The following is a 16639-nucleotide window of genomic DNA, read 5'->3' as shown; positions in this document are numbered from 1 at the left end:
ATCGCTGCGCCGTATCATCGCGCGGTTCAGAGCGGACTGTCGAATGAACCAGAACGTGTCCCAAAGTGTGTCGTCCAGCCTTTCACCGATCGCGCTCGTCAATCGGCTGAAGTTCAAACATCTCGCCCTTCTCGTCGCGCTCGACGACGCGCGCAATCTGCATCAGGCCGCCGACGCGATCAACGTCGCGCAGCCGAGCGCGAGCCGTATGCTCGCCGACATCGAGGAAGCATTCGGCTTTCTGCTCTTCGAGCGCAATGCACGCGGCATGCAGCCGACGCCGCTCGGCACCGCCGCGCTCGCTTACGCGCGCCGCTCGCTCGCGGACCTGACGCGCTTCGCCGACGATCTCGACGCCAAGCGCCGCGGCGGTCACGGTCAACTGACGGTCGGCGCGATCATGGGCGCAGCGCCCGACGTGCTCGCGATGGCCGTCACCGAATTGAAATCAGAACGTCCGCTACTGAACGTGCGCATTCTCGGCGAGACGAGCGATCAGGTCGTGCAATTGCTGCATCGCCGCGAAGTCGACCTCGCGCTCGGACGCCTCACCACGCCGTTGCAGCACAACGATTTCGACTTCGAGCCGCTCGCGCGCGAAGCGATGCGGCTTGTCGTGCGCGCGGGGCATCCGTTGGCGGACAAGGCTTCGCTCGAGCTGCAAACGCTCGTCGGCTGGCCCTGGATTTTGCAACCGATCACGAGTCCCGCGCGCGGCCTCTTCGAAGACGAACTCGCGCGCGCCGGGCTGACGACGCCCGCCGATATCGTCGAATGCGCGTCGATCTTCGCGACGCTGCAACTGCTGCAAAACAGCGAAGCCGTCGCGATGCTGCCGGAATCAGTCGTGCGCGACTATCTGCGCGCGCAATTGCTGATCGAACTGCCGATCGAGATCGGCAAGAGCCTGTCCGGATTCGGCTTGTTGCGGCGCAAGTTCGAAACCTTGAGCGAACCGGCCGAGTACTTCATCGCGTTGTTGCGCAAGTACTCGGCGTCGTCGCGTCACTGAAGGTTCACGAACAGCCCGCCATCGACGAGCAAGGACGCGCCCGTCACATAGCGCGCCCGATCCGAAGCCAGAAACACGACGCACTGCGCGACATCGTCCGGTGCGCCGAGACGTCCGAGCGGGATGCGTTTTTCCATGTAGGCACGCTTGTCCTCGTTCGAGAGATCGTCGGCGTTGAGGTCCGTCGCGATCGTGCCGGGCATCACCGAATTGCAGCGGATGCCGTACGGTCCCAACGCGATCGCGCAGGATTGCATCAGCGAATGCACGCCCGCCTTGGTCGGCGTGTAATGCGTCTGCATGCCGCCGCCGACGAGCGCGCTGATCGAACTCGTCGCGACGATCGCGCCGCCCGTGCCCTGCGCTTTCATCTGGTTCGCGGCGGCCTGGGTGACGTAGAACGCGCCGTTCAGGTTCACGGCGACCGTGGTTTCATAGACAGGAGCCGGCATGTCGAGGAACGCGTGAAACGGACAGATGCCCGCGTTGCTCGACAGCACATCGACGCGCCCGAACGCTTCCACCGTGCGCCGGATCAGTTCGATGCCGGTTTCGCGCTCGGCGACGTTGCCTTCGACCGCGATCGCGCGCCGCCCGAGCGCCTCGATCTCGCCGACGATCGATTCCACCGCCGACGCCTTCCCGTAAGACGTGTCGTTGTCGCGCCAGTAGTTGATCGCGACGTCCGCGCCTTCGCGCGCGCTCGCGAGCGCGATCGCACGGCCGATGCCGCGCGAGCCGCCCGTCACTACGACGACCTTGTTCTCCAGCAACATGCGATGCCCCTCAGTGTGTGTAAGGCCGCGTCAACGCGCATTCCGGATTCAGCCGCACGCCGAAGCCCGGCGTCTCCGGCACCTTCATGCGGCCGTTGACCGGCACGGGTTCGTCGAGCAGCAAGGGCGTGAACATCGGCACGACCTGATCGGCCTTGGGCGCCATCATCAGAAACTCGGCGAACGGCGAGTTATGACGCGTCACGACGAAGTGATAGCTGTACACCGACGAACCGTGCGGCACGACGAGCACGTTGTGCGCGTCCGCGAGCGCCGAAATCTTGATGAGCTCCGTGATGCCGCCGCACCAGCCGACATCCGGCTGCACGAGATCCGCGCAACCCATTTCGAACAGCATGCGAAAGCCCCAGCGCGTCGCTTCGTGCTCGCCGGTCGTCACCATCATGCCGCCCGGCACGGAACGGCGCAGTTCGGCATAGCCCCAGTAGTCGTCGGGCGGCAGCGCTTCTTCGATCCACTTCAGGCCGTGCTCGCGCGCCGCGTTCGCGAGGCGCTTCGCGTAGTTGAGATCGAGGCTCATCCAGCAATCGAACATCAGCCAGAAATCGTCGCCGACTTTCGCGCGCATGTCCGCGAGCTTCGCGATGTTCTTGTGCAGCCCTTCCTCGCCTTCCGCCGGGCCGTGCTGCAAGGGCATCTTGCCGCCGATGAAACCCATCTCCTTCGCGAGATCCGGACGCGCGCCCGTCGCATAGAACTGCAACTCGTCGCGCACCGGTCCGCCGAGCAGATGGAACACCGGCTCACGGCGCACCTTCGCGAGCAGATCCCACAGCGCAAGATCGACGCCCGAAATCGCGTTGAGCACGATGCCCTTGCGCCCGTAATACAGCGTCGCGTTGTACATCTGATCCCACATCTTTTCGATGTCGGTCACGCGCTGGCCTTCGAGAAAGCGCGCCAGATGCTTCTCGACGATGAACGCGCCGATCTCGCCGCCCGTCGTCACCGCGAAGCCGACGGTGCCGTCGCTCGCTTCGATCTCGACGACGAGCGAGCCGAGCACGTTCAGCCCGAACGACTGGCGGCTCGCGCGATATTCGGGATAGCGGGCCATCGGCGTGGCGATGTGATCGTCGATCCAGTGATCGGCGCCCTGATCGTGGTAATCGGCGCCGCCGCCGCGAACGGTGAAAGCGCGTACTTGCTTGATCGTCGGCATGGACATGTGTTCGTCTCCTTCTCGGTTCTTTCTGTTCAGGATGCGCTGGCGGTTTCGCCGCGCGTAATCGAATGACGTTCGGGCACGCGCACCAGCACGACGATGACAAGCGCCGCGAGCACGCTCGCGCCCGCCAGCACCATCAGCCCCGCGCTCGCCGAATGGAACGCGGCTTCGGCGGCGGTGCGGGCCATCGGCGCAAAGAAGCCGCCGAGTCCGCCCAGCGAATTGATGAGCGCGATGCCCGCCGCGGCGGCCGCGCCCGTGAGATAACGCGTCGGAAAGGTCCAGAAGAGCGGTTGCGCGGCGATGAAGCCGCTCGCCGCGCAGCACAGCGCGATCAGCGACACGACCGGCGATCCCGCGATGCCCGACACGGCGATCGCGACGCCCGACATCGCGAGCAGCGCGACCGCGCACACGCGATGCCGGCCGGTGCGATCGGCGTAGCGCGGCACGATCCACGTCACGATCACGGCGGCCATCCACGGCAGCGCCGTCACCAGTCCCACGCGAAATCCGACTTTCGTGCCGAGCAGCGCCGACACCTGTTGCGGCAGATAGAACACGACGCCGTACACCGCCGCCTGAATCAGGAAGTACACGCAACAGAGCACGAGCACGCGCGGATCGACGAGCGACGCGAGCACACTGCGCGGTCCGTGCGACGACGCCGCGCGCGCATCGTCGTCGAGGCGGCTGGCGAGCAGCGCGCGCTGATCGGGCGTAAGCCAGCGGGCTTTCGCGGGATCGTCGTCGAGATACCAGAACGCCCACACGCCGACGATCGACGCGAGCAGTCCTTCGACCAGAAAGAGCCATTGCCACCCTTTCAGGCCGAACGCGCCGTGCAGATCGAGCAGCAGACCGGACAGCGGCGCGCCGAAGATGAACGCGAGCGGCGCGCCGAAATAGAACACGCCGAGCGCACGCGCGCGCGACGATTGCGGAAACCAGCGCGTGAGGTAATAGACGATGCCGGGAAAGAAGCCCGCCTCCGCCACGCCGAGCAGGAAGCGCAGGGTATAGAACGTCGTGGCGTTATGCGCGAAGGCCATCGCCGCGGAGACGAGGCCCCACGTCACCATGATCCGGCACATCCACAGCTTTGCGCCGACGCGATGCAACAGCAGATTGCTCGGCACTTCGAAAATCGCATAGCCGACGAAAAACACGCCCGCGCCGAAGGCGAACGCGGCGTTCGTGAGGCCGGTGTCCTGCTGCAGCGCCTTTTGAGCAAAGCCGATATTCGCGCGGTCCAGAAACGCGAGCACGTACATGAGCAGCAGAAACGGCAGCAGCCGGCGCATGACACGCGACGTGACCGCGCCTTCCGCCTGTGCGGAATGGTTCATGTGAGTCTCCCGATGATGCGTTTCAGTACGTCGCGCGTCCGCCCGACAGATCGAACACCGCGCCGGTGCTGAACGCGCAGTCCTCGGACGCGAGCCACAGAATCAGCGACGCAGCTTCTTCCGGCATCAGGAAGCGGTTCATCGGAATTTTGGAGAGCATGTAGTCGATGTGCTGCTGCGACATCGAATCGAAGATTTCGGTCTTGGCAGCGGCGGGCGTGACGGCGTTCACGAGGATGTTCTTGCCCGCGAGTTCCTTGCCGAGCGATTTCGTGAGCCCGATCAACCCGGCCTTCGACGCGCTGTAGTGCGACGCGTTCGGATTGCCCTCCTTGCCCGCGATCGACGCGACATTGACGATGCGCCCGTAGCCCGACTTCAGCATGTGAGGCACGACGGCGCGGCACGTCAGGTACGGCCCGATCAGATTGACATCGATCACGCGCCGCCATACGTCGGGCGCGAGTTCCCAGGTCGTGCCGTTGCCACCGGTGATGCCCGCGTTGTTGACGAGCACGTCGATCTTGCCGTGCACCGCCAGCGCCTTGTTCACGGCTGCATCGACGGAGGATTCTTCGGTCAGTTCGACGACCGCGTCGCTGACTTTGCGCTCCCTGTACTTTGCCGCGAGCTCGGCGCTCGTGCGGGCGAGGCGCTCGCCGTCGACATCCCAGAGCGATACCTCGGCGCCGGACTGCAGCGCGCGTTGCGCCACAGCCAGGCCGATGCCGCGCGCGCCGCCCGTGACGATCACGACGCGGTTCGCCAGGTCGATACGGTTCATGGATGTGTCTCCTTTCGTTGTTCGTTGCTTTGGATGGTCATGCCGTGAGAGGCACTATAGTCCGGCGGCAATAGCGCAACAATTCGAAAGGGCGATCGTTCGATAGCAAAAGCGGATCGGTGGCGGAGTCGAAGCGGGCGGGAGTTAAGATTTCTCGATACGAATCGCGGAAACGCGCCTAAAGTTATAATTTCTCGATAAACGTTAAGAAATCTCGATGACACCGATCGGTTATTCCCGACTCATCGCCATCGGCGAACTGCGCGTAACGCCGCCGCGGAGGCTGGCGTACGCCAGTTCGTCGGTAAACCGGCGCGTCGACAGCGAGAGCCATATTCTGTTTCCAAACAGCGTGGCGTTCGACGATACGCCCGTCGGTCATCTGGAGTTCGCGCTACGCCACGAAGGCGTGAATCTCGAGATTATCGATGCCGCGTTCGAGCATATCGAGCCGGAAGAACTCATCGCCCGTCTGCGCGCGACGCCTTCCGGCGAGCAGATTCGCCGCGCCTGTTTCCTGTGGGAATGGCTGACCGGCAAGGCACTGGATGCGGGCGTGAGCGTCCGCGGCGGTTACGTCGACCTCTTTGCACCCGATGTCTATTACACGGCGCCGCAGCCCGTGAATTCGCCTCGCTACCGCGTGCGCAATAACGCGCCGGGCACGCCGTGGTTTTGTCCGGTCGTGCACCGCGCCGCGATTCCGGACGATCCGCCCTTGAGAGACCTGCTTCAGGAAGCGCAAAGCGCGCTCGACGCGATGCAGGACCCCGATCTGTACAAGCGCGCGCTCGCTTTTCTGTATTTATCGGAGACGCGCGGCAGCTACGCGATCGAATCCGAAACCCCCAGCTCCGACAAGCAAGAGCGTTTTGTGCAGCTTCTGAAGCGCGCGGGCGAGCCTGCGAAGATCGACGAAGAATGGCTGGTGCAGTTGCAAAACGTGATCGTGCGGGACGTGTATAGCCAGGAAGCGTCGTATCGGACGAGACAAAACTGGCTGGAGGACGCTGCGGGCCGGATCGACTTCTTTCCCGCGCCGGTTGACGACCTTCGACGCGTGATGACCGATTGGGAAGCCTTCGTCAACGATCGGAAACGGTGCCCCGATGTGCTCGTGAAGGCCGCCTGCGCGGCCTTCGGCTTCGTTTATCTGCATCCGTTCTTCGATGGCAACGGCCGGCTGCATCGACTTCTCATCCAACACGTGCTTGCGCGCTCGGGCGTGCTAGGCGCGGATACCGTGATTCCGGTGTCGGCTGTGATGGAGCGAAACATTCCGGCTTACCACGCCGTGCTGACGGCGTTCTCGCGCCCGGTCACGCGACTATGGAATTACCGTCGCGTCGATACGGAGCCGCTCGTACTGAGTGCGCCTTCGAGCCGCGCGTATCGGTTCTTCAACGCGGATCGTGAAGTCGCGTTTCTGCACGCGATGATCAAGGAGGCCGTGCGCGAGGAAATTCCGCGCGAGATCGCGTGGCTTCAGGGCTACGACGCCGCTTTTGCGCAACTGAACGACGAGTTCGACTTGCCGCGAAAGGATCTTTCAGCGCTCATTCGGATGGTTCAGTCGAACAAGGGGGTCCTGTCGGCGCATCGCAGGAAGCAGTATCAGCACCTTCCTCGCCCCGTACTCGACCGAATCGAGGAAGTGGTGCACGGTGCGTTCGCAAGCAGGGCGGCCGACTCGGAAAGTTAAGATTTCTCGAGTCAAACGCCAAAAATCCATCGAAAATCAAAATATCTCGTTGGGCGTGAAGAAATCTCGATTCCCTCGCCCCTCAGTGCGTTTGCCGGCGCTCGGGCCTTTCCATCCCGGAAACGTGGCCGCGCGGCATGGCGACCGAATCCTTGAAATGCTTATCGGCAAAAAGCGCGAATCCGAAAAGCGCGGCCACGCCGAGCGGGCAAATGACGAAAGCAGCAACGAGCACGGCAACCTCCATTCGATGATGCTCGCAGTGTATCCCGCGTAAAGCCGCCAATTGTCGTGAAAATCGACAATACTCCGTTCAATGTTCGCGAACTTTCACCCTGTTTGATTTGATGAGCGTGCGTATTCGCACCGGATCGTGGTGCCAGGCACGGCCGTTGCTATATGCACCAGCCGTCGATCCCGACACCGAATCAACCTGGAAAAGCATGTTCACACCGAAAGCCTGCACCGCTACCTGCGTACTGGACGGAATGCCCGTCACGCTGACCTACTTCCCCGACACCACGCTGCTGCGGATCACCGACGCGAATGGCCGCTGCGTGCGCGAAACCCGCTGGCCCGCGCCGTGGCGGACGTTGCTCGCGACCTTGCGCGAATTCAGCGGACGCGATGCCGAAAGCCAGCTTTCGACCTTGCTCGACGAGATTCCCGCCATGTCGAAGCCGACGCGCGAGCTGGCATCGGCGCTCGCGTAGCGGAATGTTTCATCACTAGAATCAATGAGTTCCATCGAGACAATTTTGAGCGCGCGGACCTGCGCCATTTACAATGTCGGATCGGCCGCGCATGGGCTGCCCGGCCCGCGCCGATTCACGCCCCTCGCGGTCCCACTCTCACGCATCCGACTGGCTGTATGGTCACTGAAACGTCTTCATCGGAATCCCTCGCCGTCGCTGAACGCGTGCGCGAACTCATGGGCCGTCACGGCATCGGAAAGCGTCAGCAGACAGCGGAGCTGTGCCGCATTCTCGACCTGAGCTTCTCGCAGGGCCACCGGAAACTGCGCGGGAACAGTCCGTGGACGCTCGCGCAGATTCGCCGCGTCGCCGATGCCTTCGACGAACCCGCGCTCAAGCTCTTCGATTCGATCAACACGCGCCCCGACGAAACCGAAGGCACCGCGCACGACGCCGTGCTCAAGCTCGGTTCGGTGGAAATTCCCTGCATGGCGTGGGTCGGCAACGCGCTCGATGCGGGCAGCCGTCCGGATTTCATCGCGCAGAAACTCAACAATCGCTGGATCGTCACCAAGCACGAAGGCGTGCTGCTGCACGAAGCCAGCGACGTCCACAAGATCGAAATCCAGCCGCGCCGGCCGGATACCGACAAACCCATCATCGCCGTGGTCGACGACGATCACGCCTCGGCCGACAATCTGCACGACTATCTCGAAGCCACCGGATTCGCGGCGATGGCCTTCTACGGCCTCGACGCGTTCCTCGAAGCGCTGCAGACGCAAGTGTTCGATGCCGTCGTGATCGACTGGCTGTTCGGCGTGCATACGTCGGCGGATGCGATCCGCGCGGTGCGCGAGTCGGACAATCCGGACGCGCCGGTTTTCGTGCTGACGGGCGAGCTCACCACGGGCAAGGCGAGCGAATCGGAAATCAGCCAGGTCATCCGCGACTACAACGCGACGTGTTTCGAGAAGCCCGCGAGGCTCGGCATTCTCGTCGCCGATCTCTCCAAGCGGCTGATGCGCAATTAGCTGACGCGCCGGCGCACCGTCACCGCGCGATGCACCGCGCCCTTCAGCACCTCGTAGCGCACCGGCTTCAGCAGATAGTCGAAGAACAGCACGGCCGCGCTCGGATCCACCAGTTCGGGCGCGTACGCGCTCACCGCGATGATCGGCACGCTCGCGCCGGGCGCACTGCGCGCACGATACTCGTTCGCGAACGAATAGCCGTCCTTGCCCGGCATATGCAGGTCCGCGAGGATCACGTCGGCGTCGTTCGCGCGCAGCCACGCGAGCGCGCTGTCGACATCCGGCAGCGCGACCGCGTAATAGCCGAGATGCGTGAGCATTTCGATCAGAGAATCGCGGATCGACTCGTGGTCGTCGATCACGAGCACGCGCGACTTGCGCAACTCGGGCGCATCGGCTTCCGGCTCACGCCGGGGCACATGACGCGCCGCGACCGCCGGCAGGCTCACGCGAAACGCCGCGCCCTGCCCGACTTCGCTCGAAACCTCGATCTTCCCGCCGAGCAGCTCGACAAGTCCGCGCACGACCGCGAGGCCCATTCCCGCGCCGTCGAAGCGCCGCGTGCTCGATGAATCGAGCTGCGTGAATTCCTGGAAGATGAGCGGCAACTGCTCGCGGGAAATGCCCGGCCCCGTATCGATCACGGAGATGTCGAGGCGCTTCTCCGTGCGCGCGAAATGCACGTCGATGGAACCCGCTTCGGTGTACTTGATCGCGTTGGTCACGAGATTCGTCACGATCTGCCGCACCCGATGCGGATCGGATTCGATCGGGCCGCGCTCGCCCGCATAATCGCCGCGCAACGCCAGGCCCTTCGCGCTCGCGGCGGGTGTGTTCGCATCGACGATGGATTCGAGCAATTCGACCGGATCGAACACGGCCATGCGCAGTTCGAGCTTGCCCGCGCCGAGACGCGCGTAATCGGTCAGATCACGCATCTGCGCCTCGAGATGACGCGCGCCCGCTTCCAGACGCTGCATGATCTTGCGGTCGGCGTCGCCGCGCGCGTTCAGCCCGAGCAATTCGACCGACGAGACGATCGCATGCAGCGGCGTGCGCAGCTCGTGGCTGATCATGCCGAGGAACGTGTCTTTCGCGACGCCCGCCTCGCGCGCCGCGCGCGTCGCCTGATGCTCCGCCGCCAGCGCCGCACGCTGCTGTTCGATAAGGCGCGTGCGCCGATAGCCGTTCAAGAGCAGCAGGATCGTCGCCGCCGCCGAGAGCAGGCCGAGCAGCACGCCGCCGTAAATCAGATAGCGGCGCTTCGCCTCGAAATCGCGCACGATCGCCTCGCGCTCCGCGACATCCATCAGCCGACGCCCGCCCGCCAGTTCCGCGACGACGGGCGCGTTCTGCCGCAATACGCCGATCACGCGGAGGGTGCGCTGGTGCTCGCTCTGCAATCCGTCGATATCGCCTTGAATGGAATCGAGCGCCGTTTGCAACTGACGCAGAATCTCGCGCTGCCGGTTCAGCAGCGCCTGATGATCGTCGGACACACCCGCCGATTCCGACACCTGCCTGAGCCGCGCCCGCAGCAGCCGATAGCTCGCGCGCACGCCCCCCGCGTCCTCGTCGATGCCATTGCGATACAGCAGAACGTGATTTTCGAAGCGCGCGTACGCGATCTGAAACTGCGCCGCGTCCCAGTACACGTCGTAAGGCAGAACGAGCCGATGCGTCTCGCGCGCGACCAGACCCGAATACAGCATGTAGCCGACCGCGCCGATCGGCGGCGCGACCGCGAGCGCGATCAGCGCCGCATACCAGAGCCGGCGAAACCAGGGTCGCGCGGCGTGTGCGCGCAACGGGGATTCGGTGCGGATGACGGCCATCCGCTATTGCAAGGCTTCGATCGCCCGGGCCGCGCGATCGGACGCGACGACGATCAGCTTCATCGTCGCCCGCGTCGCGCCGACGAAGATCTTGCGCGCGGCCTGCTCGTCGAGCGCGTCGAAATCGACTTCGGTGAGAATCACGCAGGGCGCCGATTGCCCCTTGAAGCGATAGATCGATTCGAGCAGTACGTCGCCCTCGCGATACTCCGGGTTGCCGAACAGATCGTACGTTCCGGTGAAGGCGCGCAGCCGATGCGGACCGAGGTGATCGACGGCAGTGAGCGCCGAACCCTCGCGGCCCCGGAACGACAGCACCGCGATGTCCTGCTTGCGAAAGCCGAGCGACAACGCGTGCGTGATCGCGCGCTTGGTCGCCTCGATGATTTCCTCGGGATGCCCGTCGGCGTAGGTCGAAACGCTCACGTCGGAGCCGTCGAAGGGACTGCCCGCATCGAGCCGCACATCTGGCCCGACGACCTTGCGGATGAAACCGAGCAGATCGCGCGGGCTGCGATAGTTCGTCGTTTCGCGCAGGATCGTCCAGCCCGGCAGCGGCACCGGCTCGCGCAAATAAAGGTTCTGCATCGGATCTTCGAGCCACCACCACGCGCCTTCAGGATTCAGCAGACGTTCGAGCGCCTCGACCCACGCCGCCTGAAAATCCTGGCCTTCATCGACGATGAGCACATCGGTCTTCCATTGCTCGGGCACGGGCACGGCGGCGAAGCGCTCTTCGAGCGTCGCGAAGACATTCGGCTGACTGAAGTCGGGCGGACTGCCCGCATCGCGCGCGACGGCCGCGCTCAACTGATGGTAATTCGCGATCTTCGCCTCTTTCGGTGCGATCGCACGGATATGGTCGGCGAGCGGCCGGTTGAAGCACACGTAGAGCACGCTCTTGCCCTGCGCGAGCGCGTCGCGCATCACGCGCACGGCGAGTTGCGTCTTGCCCGCGCCCGCGGTCGCGATCACGCGCAGACGGAACGGTTCGAATTCGAGCCGCCGCGCCCACGTCGCGAGCCCGCCCGACAGACGCGTGACGAGCGTGTTCGCCGCACCGACGAGCGCGTTGGTATCGGGCGTGAGCGAAAGTTCGTCGGCGAGAAAATGATGGATGCGCGCCGCCGATTCGAAGCGCGGCTCGTCCGGCGGCAGGATTTCGAGCACGACGCGCGCAAGCTGCGACTTGCGGCTCGCATCGACGATGCGCGCCGGCGACACGCCCGCGATCGCCGTGTTCTTGACGGTGTAATCGGGGCAGTAAAGCAGTTCCTCGATCCGGTACGTGCCCGCGCCGAACGCCGCCGTGAACCGCCGATGCAGGTTCTCCAGCGTGCGCGCGAGCTGAATGGCGACGTTGCGCTCTTTCTGCAAATAGACCTTGACGAGACCTTGCCCCGTCTCGCGCAGAAAACCGGCCTTCTGCTCGATCATCAGCACGCGGCCGGACGGCGCGACGACTACGAAATCCGCTTCGCCGAAGACCGAAAATCCTTCGTTGACGCGAGTCCAGTGCACGCCGTGATAGACCGTGTAGTCGTCGGGCAGCTTTTCGAGGCGCGCGAGCGTTTCGAGTTCGCGCGCCGCCGCGCCGGTCGCTTCGAGGTTCTTCCAGTCGTCGGGAACGATTCGGGCCATGCGTCGCCTTTGGGCTGAGTGATTGCGTCCGAGTCATTGTACGCAACGCGCTTACCGTTCCCGCAATAGGCCGGATGGCTAGCTTGCGTAATCGTATCGGCCGCCTTTTTCGAGCGCGCGCTGATATGCCGGACGCGCGTGAATGCGTTCGAGAAAGGCGCGGATATGCGGCATCGACTTCGCGCCCGCGCGGGCGCTGCCGGCTTCGAGGGGAAAGCTCATTTGCACATCGGCGGCGGTGAACGAATCGCCGGCGAACCACGGCGACTTTGCCAGTTCGGCATCGATATAGCCGAAATGCAGACGCAGTTGCGGATCGATGAAACTGCTCTGCATCGTCTGCGCGATGCGCCTTGCGATCGGCTTAGCGAAGAACGGCATTTTCGCGCTCTCCAGCCGCCGCGCGACGAGCTTGAGCAGGAGCGGCGGCATCGCGGAGCCTTCGGCGTAATGCATCCAGTAGTTGTAGCGCACGCGTTCGGGCGTCGTGCCGGGCGGCGGCGCGAAACGGCCTTCGCCGTACCGTTCGACGAGATATTCGATGACCGCGCCCGACTCGGCGAGCGTGAGGCCATCGACGGTCACGACGGGCGATTTGCCGAGCGGATGCACCGCGCGCAACTCGGCCGGCGCGAGCATCGTGCGCGGGTCGCGCTGATAGCGCTTCAGCTCGTATTCGACGCCGAGTTCTTCGAGCATCCACAGCACGCGCTGCGAGCGGGAATTGTTGAGATGATGAACGGTCAGCATGACGAGTCGTTAGTTTCTGCCCGGGAAGCCTTGCACAGCATGAGTGTCGCACGACGAGAAAATCCAACTCCTAAAACCTCTAGACGGCCTTTCCTAATATTCCGGGGCTCCGCATGCGCGTCTCAGCATATACTGTTCATCCATACAGTATCGAGCGCGCAACAATGCGCGTCGGAAAACGAGGACGAGATGACGACGATGTGGTGCCCGGTCTGCGCGCGGCGGCTCGCGCGCGATGAGTTTCAGCCGGCGGTGGGCGACGTGCCGAATCGGTGGATGTGCGGCGATTGCGATTGCGTCGTCAACGAGTATGACGACGAGTACGAGCAGCCCGAGTGCAATGGGTAAGAACGGAGCCGTTCTGCTTGGCGAGCTCGCGGCCCGTGCTACCCACATCGAAATCGAGTGCTCTCGTTGCGAACGGAAAGGTCGGTATCGAATCGCGAGGCTCGTCGCGCGCCTCGGCGAGGATTTCCCGATGACGGACCTCGGCGCCGAACTGGCGGATTGCCCTCGGCGGAGCGCAACCGCTCATCACGAGCGGTGCGACGTGTTATTCCCCGGCCTCCCGAGGGTCATGTCTAGCGACGAGCACCGGTCCGCGCCGATCAAAGACGATTCCTGATTCAAGCAGCCTCACTTGCTAGAATCGCGCCTCTGGCTTTATTCGTTGGATGCGATAGAGGGTGAGCAGAGGCTGTGGCGCCATCATCGCCTCATAGTGCTGACACGCATGCGTCGCCGGGCTGCACATATGTGTCGTCTAAAGTTCGGGCCTTCGGTGCCGTCAAGCAGTCTGGCAACCACAGAAGTCGTGTTCGGTAAACCTCACTCGGGATCGAGAAATCACAAAAAAGTGATACTATGTCGAAGAAGAAATGGCGGTTGCACGACTACGAGACAAGCGCCGGGAAGCGAGACGTCAGGAAGGATTACGAACGTGAGAGCGACGCGGTGCAAGCTGCATTCGATGTGCACTGGGAATACCTCGAGGTTCGCGACCGATCAGAATGGGTGCGGCCCAACGCACATAAGCTTCGTCAGGAGTTCAAAGGCGGGTTTCGTGACTTCTTTGAATTCCGGTTCCAAGCGGACAACGTTCAGCAACGTCCACTCGGCTTCTTCGGACCGCATGACGGGGTTTTCACTCTTCTAGTTTTTGCAAAGGAAAAAGGCGGCAAGTTCGTGCCGCAGAACGCCTACCGGATGTGCTGCGACCGGCGTGAAACGCTCCTAGAAGGCGGTGGACGATCGGTCCCATGGGACGAAAATGAGGTGGATGATGAAGCCGACAAAATTGGCAAAACTGCGGCGAAAGGCGTACCGAAACGCTTACGTTAAAAGTAACGTCGCCCAAGGGCTCGCCTTCCAAATCAAGGCATTGAGAATTTCTCGCGGTCTGACGCAATCTGAGCTAGCACGGGCGTTGAAGCTCGGCGGTCAGTCGGCCGTGGCGAGGATCGAGGATCCGAGCTACGGAAAGACGTCTATCGCTACCCTGCTGAAGCTTGGTGAATTTTTCGACGTTGCGCTACTGACTAAATTCGTGTCCTACTCACGCTACCTAGCTGAGCTCAGGGATCTCTCCGACCAAGCACTTGCAGTCGAGTCATTCGAACATGAAGATGCAGCGGGGAGCCTAGAAAACGCGCCAGAGTTTACGTTGATTCGCTCGATAAAACCCGAATCGACTGGCCCCAAGACTGCAGTCGCGACTTGGGTAACGGCGACCGCCCCCCAAAATCAGCGTCCATCTGCACTGCTGTACGACGGCACATCTGACTCTGCCTTGAGTACAACCATCGCAAATTACAATTTATTGAGAGATCGAATCCATGCCGCGTAAAATCGAACAGCGGGCGGAAGGAGTTGCTTTCGACTGCGTCGTGCCCGATAACATCACCGAGATCTACGCTGATGGTGCGTCAGAGATCCAATTTGGCATGCCGATGTCGAGGATCTTGTTTCATAGCGTCGCGAAACCGGGAGATGGTAAGACGCCCGAGGAACGTGTGGCGCGCCTGGCTCTGGTTCTACCGACCTCAGCGCTGCTTGAGCTGGTCGCTAACATAGCAACTAATACAACTCCGGAAGTCGCCGAGTCGACAAACTCAGCGATGGCGGGGTTCATCGGCCATGTCTCCACTCAAATGGGTCGGTTGGTTGATATTACCGCGGCGAAGAAAAAATAACGATGACGGCAAAGCCGGACCGGCGCAGCGCAATACAGCATTTCACGGCTGAGCTTGAATTTCGCCTCTCATCGCCCATAATGACATCGAGCGTTTGCATGGCGCTCGAATCATCAATAAGCACTTGCCCGGCGCTCGACGCCGGGTTTTTTCATTTCTGAGGACAGTTCTTCGCCAGGGCTAGATCGTGCGCGAGGATGTGCCGCTTCGGAAGCTCAATCATCAAGATGCGTGAGGTCCTCTTCGACTCAATGGCCAAGGGACTCGCACGGTAGATGCCCGCATGGTCACTTGTTCGCGGCGGTCGTAAGGCTGCATGCGCCCGCGATCACTCCTTGCTGCTGGAGGATGCAGACGTAGTGCTGGAGGTATTCGGCTTTTGCGCGGGCGTCGCCGTCGGCGTCGTCGACGATCCCGAAAAGAGCTGATCCAAACGCAGGTGATAGCTCGGCTGTGCCACCGGCACCATTGCCCACGCTGCCGGGGCTTGCGCCTGAATCTGCGGCGTTGCCACTGCTTGCGGGGGTGTAGGCTGTGACTGCGACGCGCAGCCGGCGAGCGCCATCAGCGATAGCAGCGCGATTCTTCGCATTGTCGGCATCATGAGAGGCTTTCTCCTGAATGAGTTGCGCGTCCAGAGACGCGATCTGGGTCGACGCGTCATTCTGTTTTGCGATCGCCGCGCGCGCCGCGCTGGCAGCCGCGTCGGACACGGCCTGGAGCTTCTGCGCGTTGATCTCGTTGTCGCGCGCGTGCGCGGTCTGCTCGGTGGCGAGCTTCGTGGCGTCGACCGTGTGTACGGCTGCGCCGCCGAGCGCGATACCGAGTGCGCCGGCGATGATCCCAGTGATGAGGTATGGAGACATGTCAGTTTCCTCGGCAGGCCTGCGCCTCGAGCTGGCGACGCGTCACGATTCCGCCGCAGCGGTTCGCCGCGATCGCGCAGTCCTTTCCGGCAACGAAGCGCCACTTCATGAACTCGCTGCACGCGCCGGGGAAGTCTCGCGCGATGTAGCGCTTGCGCAGCGTCGATCCCTTGTAGTTCGGCACGCCGATGTTGTAGGCGAGATCCACGACGGCAACCTTCTGCCCATCCGTCAGAGCGTCGAAGCCCGGAGTGATGTCGCGCACGGCCGCCGCGTAGCCCGCAAGGCTGTCGCCGAGCATCGATTTGCACTCGGGCAACGTGTACGCGCGCATCTCGACGTTCGTCTCGCCAAAGCAGACGGTCTGAATGTTGTTCGCGAGACGATCGTTGTACGGCTTCAGCGATACGCCCTCCTGCGACGCGGTCAGTGCGACGAGCGCAGCCGCAGCGGCAGCGCCGAGCGTCGCGGCCAGCGTCTTCTTGCCGGGCCGCTTACTCGGCTGCTGCGCTTGCGTCGCCATCCGCTGCCCCGCTCGTGGTCGTTTTCGGAGCCGTCGTCGTGTAGCGCGCGGCGATGATCGCAAGACAGCCGACCGCGATCGCGATCGCGAGCCGCCAGCTATCCGGGAGGAGCGACTTCACTTCATCGGGCATGCCAGTCCACGCCGCCTCGATGAAAGGCGATGCTGCCGAGACGGCGCCGAGGGTCGCCGCGATGATGGTCGACGAGTACGTGTGCACCTTGGCCGCGTCATCGACCAGGCGAAGCTTGAGGTTCATAGGGCCTCTGAAAAGAAAAACCCGGCGCGCGGGCC

Annotated in this window: 19 protein-coding genes; 8 read left to right on the top strand and 11 right to left on the bottom strand. The window is 63.1% G+C overall.

The features are described from left to right. Window positions 1-43: 43 nt before the first annotated feature. Window positions 44-1012, top strand: coding sequence for a LysR family transcriptional regulator (locus tag QCE49_RS28225; RefSeq protein WP_008353543.1), 969 nt, complete (start codon window positions 44-46; stop codon window positions 1010-1012). Here the strand turns inward: QCE49_RS28225 and QCE49_RS28220 are convergent. Genes QCE49_RS28220 through QCE49_RS28205 form a run of 4 tightly spaced genes read right to left on the bottom strand, consistent with a single transcriptional unit; the run spans window position 1006 to window position 5110 of the window. Next, window positions 1006-1788, bottom strand: a complete 783-nt coding sequence (locus tag QCE49_RS28220; protein ID WP_250456705.1) for an SDR family NAD(P)-dependent oxidoreductase — start codon at window positions 1786-1788, stop codon at window positions 1006-1008. The two genes, QCE49_RS28225 and QCE49_RS28220, sit on opposite strands and share 7 nt — an antisense overlap. A gap of 10 nt (window positions 1789-1798) precedes the next feature. Continuing rightward, window positions 1799-2977: an L-rhamnonate dehydratase gene (gene rhmD / locus QCE49_RS28215; protein ID WP_008353545.1), complete on the bottom strand. Its 1179-nt coding sequence runs from the start codon at window positions 2975-2977 to the stop codon at window positions 1799-1801. Between the two features lie 29 nt (window positions 2978-3006). Further along, on the bottom strand, window positions 3007-4326 hold the full coding sequence (locus tag QCE49_RS28210) for an MFS transporter (protein ID WP_008353546.1): 1320 nt from the start codon (window positions 4324-4326) through the stop codon (window positions 3007-3009). A 22-nt stretch (window positions 4327-4348) separates the two neighbouring features. Further along, window positions 4349-5110 carry an SDR family NAD(P)-dependent oxidoreductase gene (locus QCE49_RS28205; protein ID WP_250456704.1) on the bottom strand — a complete coding sequence of 254 codons (762 nt, stop codon included), beginning with the start codon at window positions 5108-5110 and terminating at the stop codon, window positions 4349-4351. Between the two features lie 217 nt (window positions 5111-5327). On the opposite strand from QCE49_RS28205, the gene QCE49_RS28200 reads away from it, so the two are divergent. Beyond that, window positions 5328-6812 carry a Fic family protein gene (locus QCE49_RS28200; RefSeq protein ID WP_250456703.1) on the top strand — a complete coding sequence of 495 codons (1485 nt, stop codon included), beginning with the start codon at window positions 5328-5330 and terminating at the stop codon, window positions 6810-6812. Between the two features lie 82 nt (window positions 6813-6894). Here QCE49_RS28200 and QCE49_RS28195 read toward each other — a convergent pair whose 3' ends face one another. Further along, window positions 6895-7059, bottom strand: a complete 165-nt coding sequence (locus QCE49_RS28195) for a hypothetical protein (RefSeq protein ID WP_160172889.1) — start codon at window positions 7057-7059, stop codon at window positions 6895-6897. Between the two features lie 196 nt (window positions 7060-7255). Here QCE49_RS28195 and QCE49_RS28190 point away from each other — a divergent pair, with 196 nt between their 5' ends. Continuing rightward, window positions 7256-7525 carry a hypothetical protein gene (locus QCE49_RS28190; RefSeq protein WP_033536125.1) on the top strand — a complete coding sequence of 90 codons (270 nt, stop codon included), beginning with the start codon at window positions 7256-7258 and terminating at the stop codon, window positions 7523-7525. Window positions 7526-7683: 158 nt separating this feature from the next. Further along, window positions 7684-8538 carry a helix-turn-helix domain-containing protein gene (locus QCE49_RS28185; protein ID WP_008353552.1) on the top strand — a complete coding sequence of 285 codons (855 nt, stop codon included), beginning with the start codon at window positions 7684-7686 and terminating at the stop codon, window positions 8536-8538. Here QCE49_RS28185 and QCE49_RS28180 read toward each other — a convergent pair. From QCE49_RS28180 to QCE49_RS28170, 3 genes are all read right to left on the bottom strand, one after another. Continuing rightward, on the bottom strand, window positions 8535-10373 hold the full coding sequence (locus QCE49_RS28180; protein ID WP_008353554.1) for an ATP-binding protein: 1839 nt from the start codon (window positions 10371-10373) through the stop codon (window positions 8535-8537). The genes QCE49_RS28185 and QCE49_RS28180 overlap by 4 nt on opposite strands. 3 nt (window positions 10374-10376) lie before the next feature. Further along, window positions 10377-12014: an ATP-binding domain-containing protein gene (locus QCE49_RS28175; protein WP_250456702.1), complete on the bottom strand. Its 1638-nt coding sequence runs from the start codon at window positions 12012-12014 to the stop codon at window positions 10377-10379. A 78-nt stretch (window positions 12015-12092) separates the two neighbouring features. Further along, window positions 12093-12764: a glutathione S-transferase gene (locus QCE49_RS28170; protein ID WP_250440545.1), complete on the bottom strand. Its 672-nt coding sequence runs from the start codon at window positions 12762-12764 to the stop codon at window positions 12093-12095. Window positions 12765-12953: 189 nt separating this feature from the next. On the opposite strand from QCE49_RS28170, the gene QCE49_RS28165 reads away from it, so the two are divergent. The 4 genes from QCE49_RS28165 to QCE49_RS28150 all read left to right on the top strand — a co-directional run bounded on the left by QCE49_RS28165 (window position 12954) and on the right by QCE49_RS28150 (window position 14956). Beyond that, window positions 12954-13112 carry a hypothetical protein gene (locus tag QCE49_RS28165; RefSeq protein WP_250456701.1) on the top strand — a complete coding sequence of 53 codons (159 nt, stop codon included), beginning with the start codon at window positions 12954-12956 and terminating at the stop codon, window positions 13110-13112. A gap of 516 nt (window positions 13113-13628) precedes the next feature. Continuing rightward, window positions 13629-14105 (top strand): hypothetical protein, encoded by a 477-nt coding sequence (locus tag QCE49_RS28160; protein ID WP_250456700.1) that lies wholly within the window; start codon window positions 13629-13631, stop codon window positions 14103-14105. After that, window positions 14047-14610 carry a helix-turn-helix transcriptional regulator gene (locus QCE49_RS28155; protein WP_309806692.1) on the top strand — a complete coding sequence of 188 codons (564 nt, stop codon included), beginning with the start codon at window positions 14047-14049 and terminating at the stop codon, window positions 14608-14610. Before QCE49_RS28160 ends, QCE49_RS28155 begins: the two co-directional genes overlap by 59 nt. After that, window positions 14600-14956: a hypothetical protein gene (locus QCE49_RS28150; protein ID WP_250456698.1), complete on the top strand. Its 357-nt coding sequence runs from the start codon at window positions 14600-14602 to the stop codon at window positions 14954-14956. Before QCE49_RS28155 ends, QCE49_RS28150 begins: the two co-directional genes overlap by 11 nt. A 287-nt stretch (window positions 14957-15243) precedes the next feature. On the opposite strand, the gene QCE49_RS28145 is transcribed toward QCE49_RS28150, so the two are convergent. From QCE49_RS28145 to QCE49_RS28135, 3 genes are read right to left on the bottom strand one after another with little or no spacing between them, the layout of a single operon-like run. Next, on the bottom strand, window positions 15244-15822 hold the full coding sequence (locus QCE49_RS28145; protein WP_250456697.1) for a lysis system i-spanin subunit Rz: 579 nt from the start codon (window positions 15820-15822) through the stop codon (window positions 15244-15246). A gap of 1 nt (window position 15823) precedes the next feature. Next, window positions 15824-16345, bottom strand: a complete 522-nt coding sequence (locus QCE49_RS28140) for a glycoside hydrolase family protein (RefSeq protein WP_250456696.1) — start codon at window positions 16343-16345, stop codon at window positions 15824-15826. Next, window positions 16317-16604, bottom strand: a complete 288-nt coding sequence (locus QCE49_RS28135) for a hypothetical protein (RefSeq protein WP_250456695.1) — start codon at window positions 16602-16604, stop codon at window positions 16317-16319. The genes QCE49_RS28140 and QCE49_RS28135 overlap by 29 nt, the downstream gene beginning before the upstream one ends. Window positions 16605-16639 lie beyond the last annotated feature (35 nt).

The organism is Caballeronia sp. LZ008, from assembly GCF_031451435.1.
GTDB classification, from domain to species: domain Bacteria; phylum Pseudomonadota; class Gammaproteobacteria; order Burkholderiales; family Burkholderiaceae; genus Caballeronia; species Caballeronia zhejiangensis.
The sequence above is the reverse complement of the archived record's forward strand: the minus strand, read 5'-3'. Positions and strand labels throughout refer to the sequence as shown.

What these genes read in the sequence shown, in the direction of transcription:
- QCE49_RS28190 (WP_033536125.1), top strand. Translation starts at nt 7,256, where the DNA reads ATGTTCACACCGAAAGCCTGCACCGCTACCTGCGTACTGGACGGAATG.
- QCE49_RS28180 (WP_008353554.1), bottom strand. Translation starts at nt 10,373, where the DNA reads ATGGCCGTCATCCGCACCGAATCCCCGTTGCGCGCACACGCCGCGCGA.
- QCE49_RS28140 (WP_250456696.1), bottom strand. Translation starts at nt 16,345, where the DNA reads ATGGCGACGCAAGCGCAGCAGCCGAGTAAGCGGCCCGGCAAGAAGACG.
- QCE49_RS28185 (WP_008353552.1), top strand. Translation starts at nt 7,684, where the DNA reads ATGGTCACTGAAACGTCTTCATCGGAATCCCTCGCCGTCGCTGAACGC.
- QCE49_RS28150 (WP_250456698.1), top strand. Translation starts at nt 14,600, where the DNA reads ATGCCGCGTAAAATCGAACAGCGGGCGGAAGGAGTTGCTTTCGACTGC.
- QCE49_RS28220 (WP_250456705.1), bottom strand. Translation starts at nt 1,788, where the DNA reads ATGTTGCTGGAGAACAAGGTCGTCGTAGTGACGGGCGGCTCGCGCGGC.
- rhmD (WP_008353545.1), bottom strand. Translation starts at nt 2,977, where the DNA reads ATGTCCATGCCGACGATCAAGCAAGTACGCGCTTTCACCGTTCGCGGC.
- QCE49_RS28195 (WP_160172889.1), bottom strand. Translation starts at nt 7,059, where the DNA reads ATGGAGGTTGCCGTGCTCGTTGCTGCTTTCGTCATTTGCCCGCTCGGC.
- QCE49_RS28160 (WP_250456700.1), top strand. Translation starts at nt 13,629, where the DNA reads ATGTCGAAGAAGAAATGGCGGTTGCACGACTACGAGACAAGCGCCGGG.
- QCE49_RS28155 (WP_309806692.1), top strand. Translation starts at nt 14,047, where the DNA reads ATGAAGCCGACAAAATTGGCAAAACTGCGGCGAAAGGCGTACCGAAAC.
- QCE49_RS28165 (WP_250456701.1), top strand. Translation starts at nt 12,954, where the DNA reads ATGACGACGATGTGGTGCCCGGTCTGCGCGCGGCGGCTCGCGCGCGAT.
- QCE49_RS28145 (WP_250456697.1), bottom strand. Translation starts at nt 15,822, where the DNA reads ATGTCTCCATACCTCATCACTGGGATCATCGCCGGCGCACTCGGTATC.
- QCE49_RS28225 (WP_008353543.1), top strand. Translation starts at nt 44, where the DNA reads ATGAACCAGAACGTGTCCCAAAGTGTGTCGTCCAGCCTTTCACCGATC.
- QCE49_RS28170 (WP_250440545.1), bottom strand. Translation starts at nt 12,764, where the DNA reads ATGCTGACCGTTCATCATCTCAACAATTCCCGCTCGCAGCGCGTGCTG.
- QCE49_RS28200 (WP_250456703.1), top strand. Translation starts at nt 5,328, where the DNA reads ATGACACCGATCGGTTATTCCCGACTCATCGCCATCGGCGAACTGCGC.
- QCE49_RS28210 (WP_008353546.1), bottom strand. Translation starts at nt 4,326, where the DNA reads ATGAACCATTCCGCACAGGCGGAAGGCGCGGTCACGTCGCGTGTCATG.
- QCE49_RS28175 (WP_250456702.1), bottom strand. Translation starts at nt 12,014, where the DNA reads ATGGCCCGAATCGTTCCCGACGACTGGAAGAACCTCGAAGCGACCGGC.
- QCE49_RS28205 (WP_250456704.1), bottom strand. Translation starts at nt 5,110, where the DNA reads ATGAACCGTATCGACCTGGCGAACCGCGTCGTGATCGTCACGGGCGGC.
- QCE49_RS28135 (WP_250456695.1), bottom strand. Translation starts at nt 16,604, where the DNA reads ATGAACCTCAAGCTTCGCCTGGTCGATGACGCGGCCAAGGTGCACACG.